A 19,309-nucleotide genomic window follows, 5' to 3' on the forward strand; every position below is an offset into this window, starting at 1 on the left:
AAAAGAATTTTATCAATCGAACAAAAGTAACAAAACTTTTGTAGAAGTACAAAAAATCAGATGGAAAAACTCAGTTGGTGTCCTTTTTTTGAGTACTTTTGCCGACGAATAGGAAGAATTAAAAAATCATTTATATATAAAATTAAAGTAAAGCGATGAATTGGTTAGAGCAATTGCTGTTTGATTCAAATTCCATTGCCCATATCGTCTTGTTGTACACGGCGGTAATTTCTTTGGGAGTCTATTTGGGAAAAATTAAATTTTTCGGCATCTCATTAGGAGTGACGTTCGTGTTGTTTGCAGGTATTTTGGCCGGACATTTCGGATTTACCGGTCCTGTCTCCACGTTGAATTTCTTGCAGGATTTCGGTTTGATACTGTTTGTGTATTGTATCGGCTTGCAGGTGGGACCGGGGTTCTTCGAGTCTTTCAAGAAAGGTGGTGTGACATTGAATCTGTTGGCTTGTGGCATCGTGGCGTTGAACATCCTGGTGATGTTGGTTTTGTATTTTTGTGTGTTTGATACGAACGACCCGCGTAACTTGCCGATGATGGTGGGGGTACTTTGCGGTGCGGTGACAAACACGCCGGGATTGGGGGCGGCCACGGAGGCGTTGACTCAGGTCTTTGCGAACGGGCAGGCCATTCCGCAGATAGCTTCAGGTTATGCTTGTGCCTATCCCCTCGGGGTGGTGGGTATTATCGCTGCTACTATTTCCATTCGTTATATTTGCGGTATCGTGTTGAAAGACGAGGAAGACCGTATATTGGCGCAACAGGCAGAAAACCCGCACGCCAAGCCTCACAAGATGACTTTGAAGGTCACGAACACGGCCCTGCATGAAAAGACGTTGCTGCAGGTGCGCGATTTCTTGGGACGCAATTATGTTTGTTCGCGTGCCTTGCATGACGGCCATGTAAGTATACCGACCAAGGATACGAAGTTTTATTTGGGCGACCACTTGTTCATTACTTGTGCCGAAGACGATGCGGAAGCTGTCCGTGCCTTTATCGGACCGGAAGAATATATCGACTGGGACATGCAGGACATGCCGATGGTGTCGAAGAGCATTGTGGTAACTCAACCGAAAATGAACGGCAAGACTTTCGGCCAGTTGCATTTCAGTTCTGTCTATGGGGTGAATGTGACGCGTATTTCCCGTTCCGGAATGAACCTTTTCGCCGACCGTAACTTGCGTATGCAGGTGGGCGACAAGATTGTCGTGGTTGGGCCGGAAGATGCAGTCGACCGTGTGGCGAGCCTGATGGGTAACTCCGTGAAGCGTTTGGATCATCCCAACTTAGTGACGATTTTTGTCGGTATTCTGGTCGGCATCATATTCGGAAGCATTCCGTTTGCTTTCCCGGGCGTGCCCACGCCTGTGAAGCTCGGTTTGGCCGGAGGACCGCTGATTGTGGCCATTTTGATAGGCCGTTTCGGTTATAAGTTCCGTTTGGTCACGTATGTGTCTACAAGTGCCAATTTCATGTTGCGCGAGTTCGGATTAGCTTTATTCCTGGCCAGTGTGGGGATAAAAGCCGGGGAGCATTTTGTGGAGACTGTTGTTGCCGGTGACGGTCTGACGTATGTGTGGACCGGTTTCCTGATAACTGTGATACCTATATTAATAATAGGTATAATTGCCCGGATGCGTTTCAAGTTGAACTACTTCACTATCATGGGATTGATAGCCGGTAGCACGACCGACCCCCCGGCCTTGGCTTTTGCCAATCAGGCATCCAGTACGGATGCTCCTGCTGTGGGCTATTCTACTGTTTACCCGTTGACGATGTTCTTGCGCATTCTGACGGCACAGTTGATTGTACTGTTGCTTTGCGGGGCATTCTGATGCCGTGCAGGTAGATTTGTACGTATGGCGCCCGGTTTATCCAATAAACCGGGCGCCATACGTATAATGCGGATTTTATAATATGCAGGATGAACTTTCCGTTCGTGGTATTTCTATCACCTCCAAGTCTTTGAAGGTCTGCCCCTCTACGGTGAAACGTACGAGCGTACGTACTTTGTGCCAACCCATGATGCCCGCAGCTCCCGGGTTGATATGCAGCAAACCTAATTTAGGGTCGAACTGAACCTTTAGGATATGGGAATGCCCACAGATGAACAAATGAGGCGGATGACTGTACAGTTGCGTTCGTATGTCGGGAGCATATTTGCCGGGGTATCCTCCGATGTGCGTCATCAGCACCTCGGCATCTTCGCAACGCCACCGGAGCTTCTCGCCGAACATTTTACGGATGTCCTCACCGTCGCAGTTTCCATATACAGCCCTGAAAGGGCGGAATGCAGACAATTTTTGTACCACTTCCATGGAGCCGATGTCTCCAGCATGCCAAATCTCATCGCATTCTTCAAAATACTCCAGATATTTACGGTCCCAATAACGGTGGGTGTCCGAAAGCAATCCGATGCGCTTCATAGTTTCAGCTTCTGGGCTATGAAGTCTTCGACTATGTCGACAGTAGCTTCTATGCCTAAGGCAGACGAATTGATGCAAAGGTCATAGGACGCTGCGCTTCCCCAAGTCTTGGCACTGTAGTAGTTATAGTATTCGGAACGTTTCTCGTCTCCTTCTATACATTTCTTTTCTGCCTCTTTTTCCGTGATGTGGAGCATCTCGCAGACTCGTTTGATTCGGTCGGGCATGTCGGCCGTGATAAAGACATTCACGGTGTTGGGATAGTCGCGCAGGATATAGTCGGCACATCTTCCTACGAACACGCAAGAATCCTGTTCGGCCGCCTTGCGGATGGCGTCGCTTTGAAATTTGAAAAGCGATTCGTCACTGAGTTGGTTGGCGTATGGGTCGCTACTACCGAAGATGGGGGCAAAAGAGCTGAAAAGTATTTTGAGGAAACCTTTATGCTCATCATTGCGCTCGAAGAACTTTTTATTGAAGCCGCTTTCTTTTGCAGCCAGGTCCAAAAGTTCCTTGTCATAAAACTTGATGTTGAAATCTTCCGCAATGCGGTTCCCGATGATGCGTCCGCCGCTGCCTAACTGGCGTCCTACATTGATAATGATATGTTTTCTCATGACGTTATACGGCTAATTTTTTAAATTTTCTATATGCTGTGATTAACATGATTCCGGCTACTATACATGCGATGGCATCGGATATGGGCATGGCCAACCATACTCCTTTTACGCCCCAGAACTGAGGCAATGTCAGAAGCAGCGGGATGAGGAACAAAAGTTGCCGTGTCAGGGACAGGAAAATACTTTTGCTCGCCTGCCCGATGCTTTGGAAGAAGTTGGTCGTGACCATTTGCATGCCGATTAAAGGATAGAATATGACTACGATACGCATACCCTTCACGGCTATGTCGGTCAGTTCTTCGTCTGTTGTAAAGGCACGGACACACAATTCCGGAAGCAACTCCCCGATGAGGAAACCGGTTGTGGTAATCAACGTTCCCCAAAGCAGGGTGTAACGCAATACCTTGAGTACGCGATGGTAGTCCTGAGAACCGTAATTGTATCCGGCGATGGGCTGCATGCCTTGGTTTAATCCTATGACAATCATGATGAAGATGAACAAGACGCGGTTGACGATACCATACGCACCGATAGCCAAGTCACCCCCGTATTGTCCAAGTCCGCGGTTGATGAGGATTACGACGAGGCAAGCGCAACTGTTCATCAGGAAGGGAGACATGCCGATGGCGAAAGTATCCTTGACGATTTTCTTTTTCAGGCGGTAAATGCCACGTTTGAACTGGATAAGCTCCTTGGGGCGGCGGAAGACGCTCACCTGCCACAGCAACGAGACGATTTGTGCCAGAATCGTGGCCGTGGCAGCGCCGCGTATGCCCATGTCCATCCCGTAAATGAAAATAGGATTGAGGATGGTGTTTCCCACCACAGCCATGATGGTAGCGTTCATGGCCAGTTGAGGATGGCCCGTAGAACGTAGGATGGCGTTGAAAGTGAAGAAACTGTGCGTGATGACGTTACCCAACAATATAATTTCCATGTACTCTCTGGCATAAGGTAATGTGGCGGGGCTGGCACCGAAAAAGTTCAGAATCGGGTCGAGGAACACCAATGACACGATGCTGAACAAGACACCCAGAATCAGGGTCAGTGTGACGACGTTGCCGAAAATATCTTGGGCGGCTTTGTAGTCTTGTTGTCCCAATCTCACGGATATCAAGGTCGACGCTCCGATTCCGACCATGGCTCCGAACGCTGCGGACAGGTTCATGAAAGGGAACGTGAGTGCCAACCCGGAGATAGCCAAAGGTCCCACGCCGTGACCGATGAAGATACTGTCCACCATGTTATAGAGTGAAGAAGCCGTCATGGCGACGATGGCCGGGAAAGCATATTGTTTAAGTAGCTTGCTGACGGGAAGAGTTCCTAAATCTAATGGTGAAGCGTGATTCGACATATTAAGTTAATTTAAGTAAGGCAAAGGTACGAAAAAAGCCCGTAAGGCCGGTTATCTTTTTTCGACTAATTTTTTCCGCATAAAAGGCTTGATGGAAATTCTTTTTTAGTACCTTTGTTGCAGCATGGCAATACTCAACCGCCAGAGTGAGGCGGACAGGTAGCAGATAGTGTTTCTTAAATCATATTAAGTATCATGAGTAATCAGTTAGAGAGAATCAAGGAATTAGTGGAACTCCGTGCCAAAGCGCGCATGGGAGGAGGCGAGAAGGCCATAGAAAAACAACATGCGAGAGGGAAATATACGGCTCGCGAACGCATTGACATGTTGCTGGATGAAGGCAGTTTCGAGGAAATGGACATGTTCAAGCTCCATCGTTGCACCAACTTCGGCATGGAGAAGAAACAATATTTGGGGGACGGGGTCGTGACCGGAAGCGGTACTATCGACGGGCGTTTGGTTTATGTGTTTGCACAGGACTTCACGGTGAACGGAGGCTCTTTGTCTGAGACCATGGCCGAGAAAATCTGTAAGGTGATGGACCAGGCCATGAAAATGGGGGCACCTTGTATCGGTATCAATGATTCGGGCGGAGCACGTATCCAAGAAGGTATCAACGCCTTGGGTGGTTATGCCAATATCTTCCAGCGTAACATTGAGGCATCCGGTGTGATTCCCCAGATTTCCGGTATTTTCGGGCCTTGTGCGGGCGGTGCCGTATATTCTCCGGCCCTGACGGATTTTATTTTGATGATGGAGAACACCTCTTATATGTTCCTGACCGGTCCGAAAGTCGTGAAGACGGTGACTGGCGAGGATGTGTCGCAAGAAGACTTGGGAGGCGCGAGCGTGCATGCCACGAAGTCTGGTGTGACGCACTTCACGGCCGAAACGGAAGAAGAGGCCATGCAGATGATCCGTACTCTTATCAGTTATATTCCTCAAAACAACATGGAGGAAGCACCACGGGTGGAATGTACCGACCCGATTGACCGTTTGGAGGATTTCCTCAATGAAATCATTCCGGACAATCCGAATCAGGCGTATGACATGTACGAAGTTATCGGAGCGATAGTGGACAATGGTGAGTTTTTTGAAGTGCAGCCCGATTATGCCAAGAATATCATTGTGGGCTTCGCCCGCTTCAACGGGCAGAGCGTGGGCGTGGTGGCCAACCAACCGAAGTGCTATGCAGGCGTGCTCGACTGCAATGCCAGCCGCAAGGGGGCGCGTTTCGTGCGTTTTTGCGATGCGTTCAACATTCCGTTGGTGACCTTGGTGGATGTGCCGGGCTTCCTGCCGGGTACGGGGCAAGAGTACAACGCCGTGATATTGCACGGGGCGAAGTTGCTGTATGCCTACGGGGAAGCCACCGTGCCTAAGGTGACGGTGACCTTGCGCAAGAGCTATGGCGGATCCCATATCGTGATGAGCTGTAAGCAGCTGCGTGGAGACATCAATTATGCTTGGCCGTCGGCGGAAATTGCGGTGATGGGCGCTTCCGGGGCCGTGGCCGTATTGTACGCCAAGGATGCCAAGGAAGCCGAAGACCCGAAAGCCTTCCTGGAAGAGAAGGAAGCCGAGTATAACAAACTCTTTACCAATCCTTACCAGGCTGCCAAGTACGGTTACATCGACGATGTGATAGAGCCGCGCAACACGCGCTTCCGTGTCATTCGTGCGTTGGCCCAGTTGCAGACCAAGAAATTATTGAACCCTGTGAAGAAGCATGGGAATATTCCATTGTAATCCAATATAAAGATGATGTTACACAAAAGATTTTTAGGAATCCTTGTTGGTTTGACGGTTGTGGCCGCTGCTTTCGGGCAGGGGGCCTTCAGCTTCAAAATCAATGAAGTGGTTGTGACCAACACGCACGGTCTCATTGACGAATACGGGGAGCGTTCGGGTTGGATTGAGATTGCCAACACTTCGTGGGGAACCAACAACATCCGTAGTTGTTATCTGACTACGAATCGTGAGGCTTTGAACAAAGACCTTTCCGTGCCGGAACGTGTCAAGTTGATGTCGCTCGTACCGAAAGGGGATGAACGCACGAACTTGACCGCCCAACAGCGCATCGTGTTTTTTGCCGACGGGCATACGAATCTCGGTACTTTGCACACCAACTTTACGTTAAAGGAAGGCGAGGAAAACTTCATCGCCTTGTTTGACGGAAACGGCAAGACGTTGCTCGATTCCATCACTGTGCCGCCCTTGGCCGAAAACCAGTCATACGCCCGGGTGTATGATTCTGATAGCGAGGCTTACGTCTGGATGGTGCTTGATGCGGAAGAGGTGACTCCCGGGGCACCGAATGCCGGACAGGGCAAAGTGCAGGACAAAGTTGCGGAATTCAAAGAGAAAGACCCGTATGGCATTGCCATGTCCATCATGGCGATGGGGGTCGTGTTCGGGTGCCTGTTGGCCCTTTATGTCTTTTTCCGCCTGTTCGGCTATGCCGTGACACTGGTGTCGAAGATGGCCCGTGTGCGGGCTATCCGTGCGGTGCGCGACCAAGCTGACAAAGCTGCCGTCATGGCCAAACAGGGTATGGAGACCAAAGGGGTGGACATGAAAGTCTATATGGCTGTCATTGCCATGGCACTCCGCGATTATGAGGAAGACGTGCATGACGTGGAGAGCAACGTCCTGACTTACCATACCGAAGAGCACTCCGAATGGAATGCGAAGGGCTACACCATGCGTGAGTGGCCGGAATAAAATCAAACGTTAAAGTCTAATCAAAAAAAGAATCATCATGAAAGAATATAAATATAAGGTAAAGGGTGCCGAATATACGGTGAAGATTAACGATGTGGAGGGGAACATGGCTCAAGTGGAAGTCAACGGGATTCCTTTCGAAGTGGAGATGGAACGTCCGATGCATTTGACCCACAAGCCGGTCATCCGTCCGGTAGCCCATGTGCATCATGGCCCTGTCACTCCGGCTGCCGCACCGGCAGCGCAGCCCGAAGTCCCGGTCGGGAACGGTACGGCCGTCCGTGCCCCGCTGCCCGGCACGGTGAATGCCGTGGCTGTCAACGTGGGACAAGCCGTGAAGAAAGGACAGACCGTGGTGGTGCTCGAAGCCATGAAGATGGAAAACAATATCAATGCCGAGTGCGACGGTACGGTAATGGCCGTGCATGTAAACAAGGGCGACTCGGTGCGTGAAGGTGCAATTCTGGTAACAATCGGTTAGGGCTATGGAAGTATTTGATTTCATCGGAACAAAATTATCCGACTTCCTCACCTATACGGGCTTTGCAAATGCCGAGTTGGGGAATTGGATCATGATACTGGTGGGTGCGTTCTTCTTGTGGTTGGCCATCAAGAAGGATTTCGAGCCTTTGCTTTTGATTCCTATCGGTTTGGGTATTATCTTGGGGAATATTCCTTTTAAAGCCGTCGGGCTTGAAGTCGGGCTGTATGAGGATAATTCCGTGTTGAACATTTTTTATCAGGGGGTGAAGACCGGTTGGTATCCGCCTTTGGTCTTCCTCGGTATCGGTGCCATGACGGATTTCTCGGCGTTGATAGCCAACCCGAAGCTTTTGTTGGTCGGTGCTGCCGCCCAATTCGGTATCTTCGGGGCCTACATGATAGCCTTGGCCTTGGGTTTCGAGCCTAACCAGGCGGCGGGCATCGCCATCATCGGCGGAGCCGACGGGCCGACGGCCATCTTCCTGTCTTCCAAGCTCTCGCCGAACCTGATGGGGGCCATAGCCGTGTGCGCCTATTCCTACATGGCTTTGGTGCCGGTCATCCAGCCGCCTTTGATGCGCTTGCTCACCACGAAGAAGGAGCGTGTGATACGCATGAAGCCCGCACGTCAGGTTTCGCAGACCGAGAAGATCATATTTCCTATCGTGGGATTGTTGATGACGACTTTCATCGTGCCTTCCGGCCTCCCGCTTTTGGGTATGTTGTTTTTCGGTAACCTGTTGAAAGAAAGTACGAAGACCACCCGTTTGGCCAAGACGGCCGGTAGTGCGTTGAACGATGTCATCGTCATGTTGCTCGGCCTTACGGTGGGATGCTCCACGCAGGCTAGCGAGTTCTTGACGATGGACACGATAAAGATTTTTGCTTTGGGTGCCTTGGCTTTTATCATCGCTACAGCTTCGGGCGTGTTGTTCGTCAAGTTCTTCAACCTGTTCTTGCCGAAACACAAGAAAATCAATCCGCTTATCGGTAATGCGGGCGTGTCCGCCGTGCCGATGGCTGCCCGTATCTCGCAGAATCTGGGGTTGGAATACGATTCCAAGAACTACCTGTTGATGCATGCCATGGGGCCGAATGTGGCCGGTGTGATAGGCTCGGCTGTGGCTGCCGGTGTGTTGTTGGGCTTCTTGAGCTAACTTGGGCACGAGCCGTCAGACGATACTAAAGGCCGTTTTCCTCCAAGGGAAAGCGGCCTTTTCTTTGAAATAGAACAATCTTGACACCATGTCGGTATGGAATCCCGAATAGAAGTTTTAGTAAGTAGTTGTTATACAGTATAATAAATTTTGATGCAGAATCGAATTTTAATCTCAGTAGATTTGAAAATCAATCTCAGGAGATTGATTTTTCGTTTGGCTGAGATTGATTTTCCGTTCTCCGCAGAATGATTCGGCTTCCTCCGGAGGCGTAAGAAATATTTATAGACGTGTCGGAAGACGCAGAAATAATTCTTGGTTTTCCCCTTACTTTATTTTTTTCTTCGTACTTTTGTGTAAAAGGACTTTCACGCTAACGGATATGGAACATGAAAGAAAGAAGGTATTGGTCGGCATGTCGGGAGGCATCGACAGTTCGGCGGTGTGCCTGATGTTGCAGGACGAAGGTTACGAGGTGGTGGGCGTGACGATGCGCGTGTGGGACTTGGCGCGCCAGTTTACCGATGCGGGGCAAGAATATCCCGATTTCATACAAGATGCCCGGGCCTTGGCCGCTCGTTTGGGCATCGTCCATTATGTGGCCGACGAGCGGACGGCCTTTAAAGATATCGTAGTCCGTGATTTCGTGGATGAATATCTTGCCGGGCGTACGCCGAATCCCTGTGTGATGTGCAATCCCGCGTTCAAGTTCCGCGTGTTGGTGGAGTGGGCGGACAAGTTGGGTTGCGATTATATTGCCACGGGGCATTATGTGAGAGTGAAAGAAGAGGACGGGCACTACGCATTATATTGCGGTGTGGACGGGAAAAAAGACCAGTCCTATTTCCTTTGGCGGTTGGGGCAAGACGTGCTGTCGCGCTGTATTTTCCCATTGGGCGCGATGAGAAAGGAAGACGTGCGGGGCTATCTGGCACGGAAGGGATTTGAGATGAAAGCCCGCAGCGGAGAATCGATGGAAATTTGTTTCATAGACAAGGACTATCGGGATTTCCTGCGTGAGCAGGTGCCGGACTTGGACCGGTGCGTGGGCGAAGGCAAGTTTGTCGACGTACAGGGGCGCGTCATCGGTACGCATTGCGGTTTCCCGTATTTCACGGTGGGGCAACGTAAGGGGTTGGGCATTGCCTTGGGCAAGCCGGTCTACGTGTTGAGGTTGAATGCCCGGAAGAACACGGTGATGCTGGGTGATGCGGACGATTTGGACGCGAGCCACATGTTGGTGTCCGGCATGCGCATGCCGGAGGACGGGACTTGGGACGACGGCAGCTTGTCGGTGCGCATCCGTTACCGAAGCCGCCCGATACCGTGCACCGTGCGACGGGTGAAGAACCTCTTTCCGGAAGAAGGAGGCAGCGAGGAATTGGGACTGGTGCGTTTCAAGGAGAAGGCTTCGGCTGTGACACCCGGCCAGTCTGCCGTGTTCTACGTCGGCGACAAGATGGTGGGCGGTGCCTACATCGGTTCGCAACGGGGGCTGCAAGCTTATTTGGAAGACTGAGATGGAGGCATTGACACTATATGAACTGAATGGGTTGGTGCGCGGCACGTTGGAACGTACGTTGCAGGCCGAATATTGGTTGCAGGCCGAACTGAGCGAGGTACGCGAGGCTTACAACGGCCATTGTTATCTGGAGTTCGTGCAGAAGTCCGTGAACGGCCGTGACTTGGTGGCCAAAGCTCGCGGTGTGGTTTGGGCCGGGACGTACCGTCTGCTGAAACCCATGTTCGAGCGGGAGACAGGGCGGGCTTTATCGCCGGGACTGAAGGTTTTGGTCAAGGTCGGGGTCACCTTTCATGAACTTTATGGTTATTCGTTGACCGTGGCAGACATCGATCCGGCCTATACGTTGGGTGACATGGCGCGTCTACGCCGGGAGATTCTGGCACGCTTGGAGGCAGACGGCATCCTGAACGACAATAAGGAACTGCCTTTGCCGATGTTGGCCAACCGTATAGCCGTCATTTCGTCGGCCACAGCCGCCGGTTACGGTGATTTCTGCAACCAGTTGCTCCGCAATGACTATCGCCTGCGTTTCACCGTCCGGCTTTTCCCTGCCGTGATGCAGGGCGAACATGTGGAATCATCGGTGTTGGCGGCATTGGATGCCGTCATGGCTCGGCAAGACGAGTGGGATGCCGTGGTGATTATCCGTGGTGGAGGGGCGACCAGTGACTTGTCCGGCTTCGACACCTATTTGTTGGCAGCGGCTTGTGCACAGTTCCCTTTGCCGGTGATAACCGGCATCGGGCATGAGCGCGACGACACGGTGATAGACCTCGTGGCGCACACGCGGGTAAAGACTCCCACGGCTGCCGCCGCGTTCCTCATCCATCACCAGTTGGAGGCGGCCTCGCGTCTGGAGGCTGTGGCACGCGAAATCCAACAGCAGGCCAAGGGGCGCATGGAAGGTGAGCGTTTGCGCGTGGAGCGTTTGTCCGCCCGGTTGTCAGCGGCAGCCCTGCAGGTGCGTACCCGTGGGGAGCGCAGGTTGGAGCAGATGGCCGCATGTCTGTTCCATGCCGGCCGGCAACGCCTTTCCGACGAACACCATCGCCTCGACCTGTATGCCGGGCGGTTGGGGCGCGGCATCCCCGTGCGCATGGAGCGTGAGCGGTTCCGCTTGCAGCTCCTGCAGCAGAAATGCGAGGCGGCCGACCCCGTCCTGTTGCTCAAGAGGGGCTACAGCATGACGTTTTGCGGTGGAAAGTTGGTGCGGAAGGCTTCGGAACTGAAAGGAGGAGAAGAAATCACGACCCGTTTGGCGGAAGGCGAGATACGCTCGGTCGTACAATAATATAAGGTATATGAAGAAAGAAAACTTGTCATACGAGGAGGCTATGGCGCGTCTGGAAGAATTGGTGCGCCGGATTGAGTCAAACGAGACCGGCATCGACCAGTTGGCCGGGGAATTGAAGGAAGCTCAACGCTTGGTAGCGTTCTGCCGCGAGAAGCTTTACGTGACGGACGAAGAAATCAAAAAAATACTGGAAACGGGCGAGAAAGAAGCCTGAGGCGGTTCCGGTTTCGTCCGGTGTATGGCGTTTTTCTTGTTAAATGATAAATTCTTTGCGGAAAATGCCTTTAAAATAATAAAATTCTGTAATTTTGTCTTTCAGAATGAAATTTAAAAAACGGAAAAGATGAAAGAAATCGATTGGGCGAACCTGTCTTTCGGCTATATGAAGACAGACTATAACGTACGTTGCTATTATCGCGACGGGAAGTGGGGAGAGATTGAAGTTTGTTCGGAGGAGACCCTCAATATCCACATGGCGGCTACTTGCCTGCACTACGGGCAGGAAGCTTTCGAGGGGCTGAAAGCTTACCGTTGTCCGGACGGCAAGGTGCGCGTGTTCCGCATGGACGAGAATGCCAAGCGTTTGCAGAGCACGTGCCGTGGCATACTGATGCCCGAACTGACTACGGAACGTTTCGAGGAAATGGTCAAGAAGGTGGTGCGGCTCAACGAGCGTTTCATTCCGCCATACGAGAGCGGTGCCACGTTGTACATCCGTCCGCTGCTTATCGGCACGGGTGCCCAAGTGGGCGTGCATCCGGCTAACGAATACCTCTTCGTGATTTTCGTCACGCCGGTAGGACCATACTTCAAGGGAGGCTTCGCCACCAATCCATACGTGATTATCCGCGAGTTCGACCGTTCCGCACCGTTGGGAACGGGTATTTATAAAGTAGGTGGGAACTATGCGGCGAGCTTGAAAGCGAACAAGATGGCACACGATTTGGGGTACTCCTGCGAGTTTTATCTCGATGCGAAAGAAAAGAAATATATCGACGAATGCGGGGCTGCCAATTTCTTCGGCATCAAGAACAATACGTATGTCACACCGAAGTCCACGTCCATCTTGCCTTCCATCACCAACAAGAGCCTGATGCAGTTGGCTGAAGACATGGGCATGACGGTGGAACGCCGCCAGATTCCGGAAGAAGAACTGGCCACTTTCGAAGAGGCCGGGGCATGCGGTACGGCTGCGGTTATCAGTCCCATCGAGCGTATCGACGATTTGGAGAACAAGAAGAGCTATATTATCAGCAAAGACGGGAAACCGGGACCGGTTTGTACACAGTTATATCACCACCTGTGTAATATCCAGTACGGCATCGAACCCGATGTGCACGGATGGACTACGGTGGTGATGGACTGATTTATTCATTAAAAAATCTATTATTATGATTAGAAGTGCAAGTGAAATGCGGGCTGCAGCCCGGGCGTCGCTTTCTGGAAAATGGGGCGGCGCGGTTATGGTTACGTTGGTTTATCTGGCGGTTATGGGAGTGTTACCGGCTAGTATCGACTTAAAAGTTTATGATGGAGTAGGTTCCATTATACAGTTGGTGCTGATACCTCTTGGTTGGAGCATATCTGTGCTGTTCCTCGACAATTTGCGTAGTGGAGACGAGTATAAGGTCGGGCAGTTATTCGAGGGTTTTCGCGATTACACCCGTGTGGCCGGGACGATGATACTCACCGGTATCTATACGTTTCTTTGGACCTTGTTGCTTATCGTGCCGGGCATCATCAAGTCTTTTTCTTATGCCATGACGGCTTTTGTCTTGCGGGATAATCCCGAATTGAAATTTAATGGTGCCATTGAAAAAAGCATGAAGATGATGGAGGGGCATAAGTTCGACCTGTTTTATTTGTACTTGACCTTCATTGGTTGGGGGTTACTTTGCATCTTGACGTTGGGCATCGGCCTCTTGTGGTTGGTTCCTTACATGCAATCAGCTTCGGCGCACTTCTATGAGGATGTGAAAGCCGAGTACGAAGCGGCTCAGGCGCAAGGAGAATAAAGAGTTCTCGAATTCATGATTTTGAGCTGCCGACAAGAGGAAAAGTTTGTCGGCGGCTTTTTTATTTTTCTGATATTGCCTACCTTTGTGATAGATAAACAGATTGATATAAAAATAGAATGGGAAAAGGGAAATTAGCAAAGTTTGCCGACATGGCCAGTTATCCTCATGTGTTTGAATACCCTTATTCGGTCGTGGATGAAGTGCCTTTCGATATGAAAGGGCGTTGGCATGAAGATTTTTTCCGGAACGACCATCCTATCGTGTTGGAACTCGGGTGCGGGCGGGGTGAATATACCGTGGGGTTGGCCCGTTTGTATCCCGACAAAAACTTTATCGGGGTGGACATCAAGGGCGCCCGTATGTGGACGGGAGCCACGGAGGCGTTGCGCGAAGGCTTGCCCAACGTGGCGTTCCTGCGTACGAACATAGAGGTTATCGACCGTTTCTTTGCCGAAGGCGAAGTGGCCGAGATTTGGCTGACGTTCAGCGACCCGCAGATGAAGAAAGTGACCAAACGTCTCACGTCTACTTACTTCATGGCGCGTTACCGCCGTTTCCTGCAAGACCGTGGACGGATTCACTTGAAAACCGATTCCAATTTCCTTTTCACTTATACGGAATATATGGTGGAAAAGAACGGTTTGCCCTTGGAATTTTCCACCCGCGACTTGTATCACAGTACGTTGGCCGAGCATCCGGATACCGAAGAAGCCCGTATCCTGAACATCCGGACGTATTACGAGCAGCAATGGCTCGACCGCGGACTGGATATCAAATATATGCGTTTCCTCTTGCCGCAAGCCGGAGAACTGTCGGAGCCGGAAGTGGAGATAGAATTGGATGAATACCGGAGTTACAACCGCAGCAAGCGCAGCGGATTGTCGACGGCTAAATGAAAGAACGAATTAAAATACCGAACTTATGGAAATATATCCCAAATTGATTATGGACGCACTGGCTACCGTGCGTTATCCCGGTACGGGAAAGAACATCGTAGAGGCCGGGATGGTGGAAGACGATTTGCGTATCAGCGGGCTGCATGTCAGTTTTTCGTTGATTTTCGACAAGCCGACGAATCCTTTCCTCAAGTCGCTCGTGAAAGCTTCCGAGGCTGCCATCCATGCCTACGTGGGCAAGGAGGTGGAGGTGGAGATACACACCAAAACCTTGCAGGCTCCCCGCCCGGAGGTGGGGCAACTGTTGCCCGGCGTGAAGAACATTATCGCCGTGTCGTCCGGCAAAGGCGGTGTGGGGAAATCTACGGTAGCGGCCAACTTGGCTGTGGCTTTGGCCAAGATGGGTTATAAGGTTGGACTGCTTGATACAGACATCTTCGGGCCGAGCATGCCCAAGATGTTCCATGTGGAAGATGCGCATCCTTATGCCGAACCGGTGAATGGGCGTGATTTGATTGTGCCGGTGGAGAGTTACGGCATCAAGATGCTTTCCATCGGATTCTTTGTCGATCCCGACCAGGCCACTTTGTGGCGTGGGGCGATGGCCTGCAATGCGTTGAAGCAGTTGATAGGCGATGCAAACTGGGGCGACTTGGATTACTTTATCCTCGACACGCCTCCGGGTACGAGCGATATCCATCTCACGTTGGTGCAGACCTTACCTATTACCGGTGCTGTCATTGTCAGCACGCCGCAGAAAGTGGCGTTGGCCGATGCGCGCAAAGGCATCAACATGTACCAGAACGAGAAAGTGAATGTCCCCATCCTTGGGTTGGTGGAAAACATGGCATGGTTCACTCCGGCCGAGTTGCCGCAAAACAGATACTACCTGTTCGGGAAAGAAGGGGTGAAACGCCTTGCCGAAGAGATGCACGTGCCTTTGTTGGGACAGATTCCCATCGTGCAGAGCATTTGCGAGAATGGTGACAACGGTACGCCCGAAGTATTGAACGACGGGAGCCAGACGGGACAAGCGTTCATGGCCTTTGCCCGCCGTGTGGTGGAAGAGACCGACCGGAGGAATGCGGAACAGGCACCGACGCATATCGTAGAGGTAAAGAAGTAATTGTATATATTATAATGTATAAGCCGTTTTGCCGTGGGCAGGACGGCTTTTTTAACTTGAAAAGAGCGATGGTACAAAACGAGCGGAAAACTTCCACGGTGCACGTGGTGGGGAATATGGATTGGGACGGGCTTCACCGTCCGCAAATCTATTATGCCATGGTGGCTATTTTTTCGGGGTTGTTCCTTTCGGTCATCGATGGCACGATATGCAACGTGGCCTTGCCCACGATTGCGCGTCAGTTGCAAATCTCTTCCTCCGATTCCATCTGGATAGTCAATGCTTTCCAACTGGTGGTCGTCATGACCCTGTTGCCTTGTTCCGCGTTGGGCGAGCTGTTCGGGTTCAAACGTACCTATCTGTGGGGAATGGTCTTCTTTACCGTCGGTTCGTTGTGTTGTGCCTTGTCCGGTTCGTTTGCCCTGTTGGTTCTTTCACGCATGTTGCAAGGCGTGGGGGCGGCCATGGTGATGAGTGTGAACGGCTCTTTGGTGCGTCTGATTTATCCGAAACGCCATCTGGCCAAAGGTTTCGGGCTGAATGCCACGGTCGTGGCTTTGGCTTCCGTGGCCGGACCTACATTGTCCGGTGCTATTTTGTCCGTGTCTTCCTGGCCATGGCTGTTTGCCGTGAATTTGCCGTTCGGCGTACTGACATTCTTTTTGGCCCGTAGATACTTGCCGGGGAATCCGACTTGCGTCGAGGGGCGACGGTTCGATTTCCCTTCGGCAGTGCTGAACGCTCTTACGTTCGGTCTGTTCATCGGTTGTGTGGAAGCCTTTTCCCACGGGCTGTCCTTTCGTTGGATTGTGGTCGGAGTTGTCCTTTTGGTCGGGATAGGGGCCGTTTTCGTGCGTCGTCAGTTGCGCCAACCCTATCCGATGCTGCCTTTCGATTTGCTTCGCATACCCGTGTTTTCTTTGTCCGTGCTGACCAGTATCCTTTCTTTCACTTCGCAAATGTTAGGCATGGTGGCCTTGCCTTTTATGTTCCATCTCACGTTCGGGATGAGCGCGGCAGAGACGGGGCTGCTGATGACCGCATGGCCTTTGGTGATTGTGGTGGCCGGTCCTTTGGCCGGCACGTTGGCCACGAAAATCCATCCGGGGCTGTTGGGAGGTTTCGGGTTACTGGTGATGAGTGTCGGCTGCTTCTTGTTGGCAGATGTGTCGCCGTCGGCGGGTTATGGCGGGTTGGTGGCACGTTTGATGCTCTGCGGTTTCGGTTTTGGACTGTTCCAATCTCCCAACAACCACCTGTTGCTGAGTTCCGCACCGTCATATCGGACCGGTGGGGCAAGCGGGATGCAAGCCACGGCACGTTTGGTGGGGCAGACCATGGGGGCAGCCTTGGTAGCCTTGCTCTTTTATATCAACGGGGACCGTGCGCCCCATGCTGCCATGTTGTTGGCTGGCGGTTTCACGCTTTGCGGAAGCCTTGTGTCCTGTTCGCGTTTACGGGCACGTCGTTTTTGAACGATTTTGTTTTTTAGGTCCTGAAACATCGGTTTGTTTCCGGATGTTTCGGGTTTTATTATATTTATTCCTATCTTTGCATTTACATTCCACGCCGAGAGGGGTTTTTCATGTGGAGACACGGAAAAAAGTTGTAAGGCAATTTAGCCGTAAAACAGCGGTGGGGGTGTGCATATATTGAGAAGGCGTTTGCTTAGACGCTTTGTTCTTGACGCGTTGGAATCTCGCAAATTCGTAATATCAGTCAGGACATGGCAGCGGCAGATGCCCATGGGGTGTGTACAGGAGCGCATACCTTTATTGCCGTTGGTGCGTGTGCCACGTTTTAGTGGCACACCACATACGATGCCATAAAGGTGGGTGTTGTTCATATCGGCGTGGGACTGTGCGTTGTTGTTCTACTGATATGGGCAATGCGAGAGCCTCAATGCGTGGAACAGCAACGGGCGGGTTTTCCACGCTTTTTCGTATGTGCCCGGAATTATGTCGTTTAAAAAATTAACCGGTGCCTGAGAGGAAGACACGGGCACGAAGCCGCAGGATGACAGTGCGGCGAGGTTGCGCAGATGGAAAACAAACTATGCTTCAGTGTGTATGGTGAACTCTATGTCGTGGATCTCGACAGGATGTTGTATTTTGAGGCCGACGACCATTACACTCATGTCTATTACTCTTCGGGGACACATTTCATGATTCCTTTCGGCCTTGCCAAAGTGGAAGCCGCTCTCTCGGACAAGGGGAAGGCCGGTGACGCGTTCCTGCGCTTGGGGCGTAAATATATCGTCAACACCCGGCGGGTCTTTCATGTCAACGCGGTGAAACAGGTGGCGGTATTAGTGGACGATCATGGTACCAACTATACCTTGCACCTTCCCAAACCGGTGCTTCGCATGCTTATGGAGAACATCAGTGGAAAGTTGGATACCATGGTGACGCAACGTTGAATGCGTGCGCTATCCCGGCATGTGGCATGCATTTGTGCGATCACCCCTATTGGGACGATGCCGGGAACTCATAATTCTTGGATTTCTTCTATCGTAAGTCCTGTGGCCAGTGATATGTCTTCAGGCGGCATGCCCATGGATTTGAGCTTGCGTGCGGTGGATAAGAGGCCCTCGGCTTTTCCTTTCGCCCATCCTTCTTCCAATCCCTCAGCCCTTCCCTCAGCCCTTCCTTCAGCCCTTCCTTCGGCTCTTCCTTCTGCCAAGCCTTCCATTTTGGCGGTACTTAGCACGTCGTTTTGTATCATGATGGCATTGAGATGCTCGTCGTAGGCATGGCGTTCACCGGGCGTCATGCTGTAGTATTTCAGTTTTTCCCGTGCTTCGCTCAATCCAGGTGCTTTCGTTTCAGGTTCTATCTCGCCTGTCTTCAGGTAGTTTACCCATTCCTCCAACGGTGTTTTTGCTACTTTGTTGAACTCGTTCACGCGGATGATGTAGTATTCCGGGAAGATGTCTCTCGGGTATTTGGGTAAGAGGGCATCTTCTTGCTTGGTCGTGATTTGCAGCTCGTCATCGGCATGTACGCCGATGAAACGGTTTTGCCCATGGTAGAGGTAATCGTTACCCTTTCCCAAATCGAAATAGACGATGCTGATGGAGTACACCTTCTTGATGTTTCCATAGCTCTCGCCTAATGAAATGTGTTCGGTGATGGTCTTGGCCACGCCGTAGAGAATGCGTTCTAGATAATAAACCTCCCGCGTGTTCTGCACCTCCACGAGTATGATTTCTCCCTTGCTGTTCTTGGCCTTGATGTCCACGCGGTTGAACTTGTCTGTTTCGGCCAACTGGTTGCCCTCACTTTCCAGTATTTCCACGATTTGCGTCTTGTCCTCGAAGAGTACGGTGAGCAACCCTTCCAACACGGCGAAGTTGGCTTTGTCGCGTAGCATCCGCTTGATGGCCCAGTCGAAACGTATGTATCTGTCTTTTAATTCGCCCATAGGATTTGTCTGTTAGATGTTATGTCTATGCAAAGAAAAGGAATTATCGGATAAAAACAAAGTGATAAGGAGGAAAAAATAGGGAGGACTGAAATTTGGTGGCTCTTGTCCGCATGCTTCCTTCCTAAGAAGGTTCAAAAATCATCTTTCATCTTTCAGGATGAGAGGCAATGTATTGTCATATAGTATGTTACAGTGTGAAGGATAGGATGCCTGTCTTTCAGTTGCTTTTCATGGTTGAATGCCGT

At 51.3% G+C, this 19,309-nt stretch carries 18 protein-coding genes; 14 read left to right on the forward strand and 4 right to left on the reverse strand.

Annotated features, from left to right (window positions below):
* Nucleotides 1-155: 155 nt before the first annotated feature.
* Entirely contained in the window at nt 156-1,850 is a 1,695-nt protein-coding gene (locus AC5RDV_RS00740) for a putative transporter (protein WP_008629907.1), read from the forward strand.
* A 75-nt stretch (nt 1,851-1,925) separates the two neighbouring features.
* On the opposite strand, the gene AC5RDV_RS00745 is transcribed toward AC5RDV_RS00740, so the two are convergent.
* From AC5RDV_RS00745 to AC5RDV_RS00755, 3 genes are read right to left on the reverse strand one after another with little or no spacing between them, the layout of a single operon-like run.
* Nucleotides 1,926-2,441, reverse strand: a complete 516-nt coding sequence (locus tag AC5RDV_RS00745; protein ID WP_008629908.1) for a metallophosphoesterase family protein — start codon at nt 2,439-2,441, stop codon at nt 1,926-1,928.
* Nucleotides 2,438-3,058, reverse strand: a complete 621-nt coding sequence (locus tag AC5RDV_RS00750; protein WP_008629909.1) for a cytidylate kinase-like family protein — start codon at nt 3,056-3,058, stop codon at nt 2,438-2,440. The genes AC5RDV_RS00745 and AC5RDV_RS00750 overlap by 4 nt, the downstream gene beginning before the upstream one ends.
* Nucleotides 3,059-3,062: 4 nt before the next feature.
* Nucleotides 3,063-4,415, reverse strand: a complete 1,353-nt coding sequence (locus tag AC5RDV_RS00755) for an MATE family efflux transporter (RefSeq protein ID WP_282747501.1) — start codon at nt 4,413-4,415, stop codon at nt 3,063-3,065.
* 195 nt (nt 4,416-4,610) lie between these two features.
* Here AC5RDV_RS00755 and AC5RDV_RS00760 point away from each other — a divergent pair, with 195 nt between their 5' ends.
* The 13 genes from AC5RDV_RS00760 (at nt 4,611) to AC5RDV_RS00820 (ending at nt 18,057) form a co-directional block, all read left to right on the forward strand.
* Nucleotides 4,611-6,164, forward strand: coding sequence for an acyl-CoA carboxylase subunit beta (locus AC5RDV_RS00760; protein ID WP_008629911.1), 1,554 nt, complete (start codon nt 4,611-4,613; stop codon nt 6,162-6,164).
* 15 nt (nt 6,165-6,179) lie between these two features.
* On the forward strand, nt 6,180-7,139 hold the full coding sequence (locus tag AC5RDV_RS00765) for an OadG family protein (protein ID WP_282747500.1): 960 nt from the start codon (nt 6,180-6,182) through the stop codon (nt 7,137-7,139).
* Between the two features lie 37 nt (nt 7,140-7,176).
* Nucleotides 7,177-7,620, forward strand: coding sequence for an acyl-CoA carboxylase biotin carboxyl carrier protein subunit (locus AC5RDV_RS00770; RefSeq protein WP_008629913.1), 444 nt, complete (start codon nt 7,177-7,179; stop codon nt 7,618-7,620).
* Between the two features lie 4 nt (nt 7,621-7,624).
* Nucleotides 7,625-8,779: a sodium ion-translocating decarboxylase subunit beta gene (locus AC5RDV_RS00775; protein ID WP_008629914.1), complete on the forward strand. Its 1,155-nt coding sequence runs from the start codon at nt 7,625-7,627 to the stop codon at nt 8,777-8,779.
* Between the two features lie 382 nt (nt 8,780-9,161).
* Complete coding sequence (mnmA, locus tag AC5RDV_RS00780; RefSeq protein WP_282747499.1) at nt 9,162-10,298, forward strand: tRNA 2-thiouridine(34) synthase MnmA; 1,137 nt, start codon at nt 9,162-9,164, stop codon at nt 10,296-10,298.
* Between the two features lies 1 nt (nt 10,299).
* Nucleotides 10,300-11,595 carry an exodeoxyribonuclease VII large subunit gene (xseA, locus tag AC5RDV_RS00785; protein ID WP_130894088.1) on the forward strand — a complete coding sequence of 432 codons (1,296 nt, stop codon included), beginning with the start codon at nt 10,300-10,302 and terminating at the stop codon, nt 11,593-11,595.
* A 10-nt stretch (nt 11,596-11,605) separates the two neighbouring features.
* Nucleotides 11,606-11,812 (forward strand): exodeoxyribonuclease VII small subunit, encoded by a 207-nt coding sequence (gene xseB, locus AC5RDV_RS00790; RefSeq protein ID WP_008629917.1) that lies wholly within the window; start codon nt 11,606-11,608, stop codon nt 11,810-11,812.
* A gap of 129 nt (nt 11,813-11,941) precedes the next feature.
* On the forward strand, nt 11,942-12,964 hold the full coding sequence (locus AC5RDV_RS00795) for a branched-chain amino acid aminotransferase (RefSeq protein ID WP_282747498.1): 1,023 nt from the start codon (nt 11,942-11,944) through the stop codon (nt 12,962-12,964).
* A 25-nt stretch (nt 12,965-12,989) separates the two neighbouring features.
* Nucleotides 12,990-13,613, forward strand: coding sequence for a DUF975 family protein (locus tag AC5RDV_RS00800; RefSeq protein ID WP_008629919.1), 624 nt, complete (start codon nt 12,990-12,992; stop codon nt 13,611-13,613).
* Nucleotides 13,614-13,732: 119 nt separating this feature from the next.
* Nucleotides 13,733-14,512 carry a tRNA (guanosine(46)-N7)-methyltransferase TrmB gene (gene trmB / locus AC5RDV_RS00805; RefSeq protein ID WP_008629921.1) on the forward strand — a complete coding sequence of 260 codons (780 nt, stop codon included), beginning with the start codon at nt 13,733-13,735 and terminating at the stop codon, nt 14,510-14,512.
* A 25-nt stretch (nt 14,513-14,537) separates the two neighbouring features.
* Nucleotides 14,538-15,638: an Mrp/NBP35 family ATP-binding protein gene (locus tag AC5RDV_RS00810; protein WP_282747497.1), complete on the forward strand. Its 1,101-nt coding sequence runs from the start codon at nt 14,538-14,540 to the stop codon at nt 15,636-15,638.
* A gap of 14 nt (nt 15,639-15,652) precedes the next feature.
* Complete coding sequence (locus AC5RDV_RS00815) at nt 15,653-17,113, forward strand: MFS transporter (RefSeq protein ID WP_008629923.1); 1,461 nt, start codon at nt 15,653-15,655, stop codon at nt 17,111-17,113.
* A gap of 566 nt (nt 17,114-17,679) precedes the next feature.
* Entirely contained in the window at nt 17,680-18,057 is a 378-nt protein-coding gene (locus tag AC5RDV_RS00820) for a LytTR family DNA-binding domain-containing protein (protein WP_130894091.1), read from the forward strand.
* Nucleotides 18,058-18,125: 68 nt separating this feature from the next.
* Here AC5RDV_RS00820 and AC5RDV_RS00825 read toward each other — a convergent pair whose 3' ends face one another.
* Entirely contained in the window at nt 18,126-19,061 is a 936-nt protein-coding gene (locus AC5RDV_RS00825; protein WP_282747496.1) for an Rpn family recombination-promoting nuclease/putative transposase, read from the reverse strand.
* Nucleotides 19,062-19,309: the final 248 nt, after the last annotated feature.

This window comes from Paraprevotella sp. (assembly GCF_986071375.1).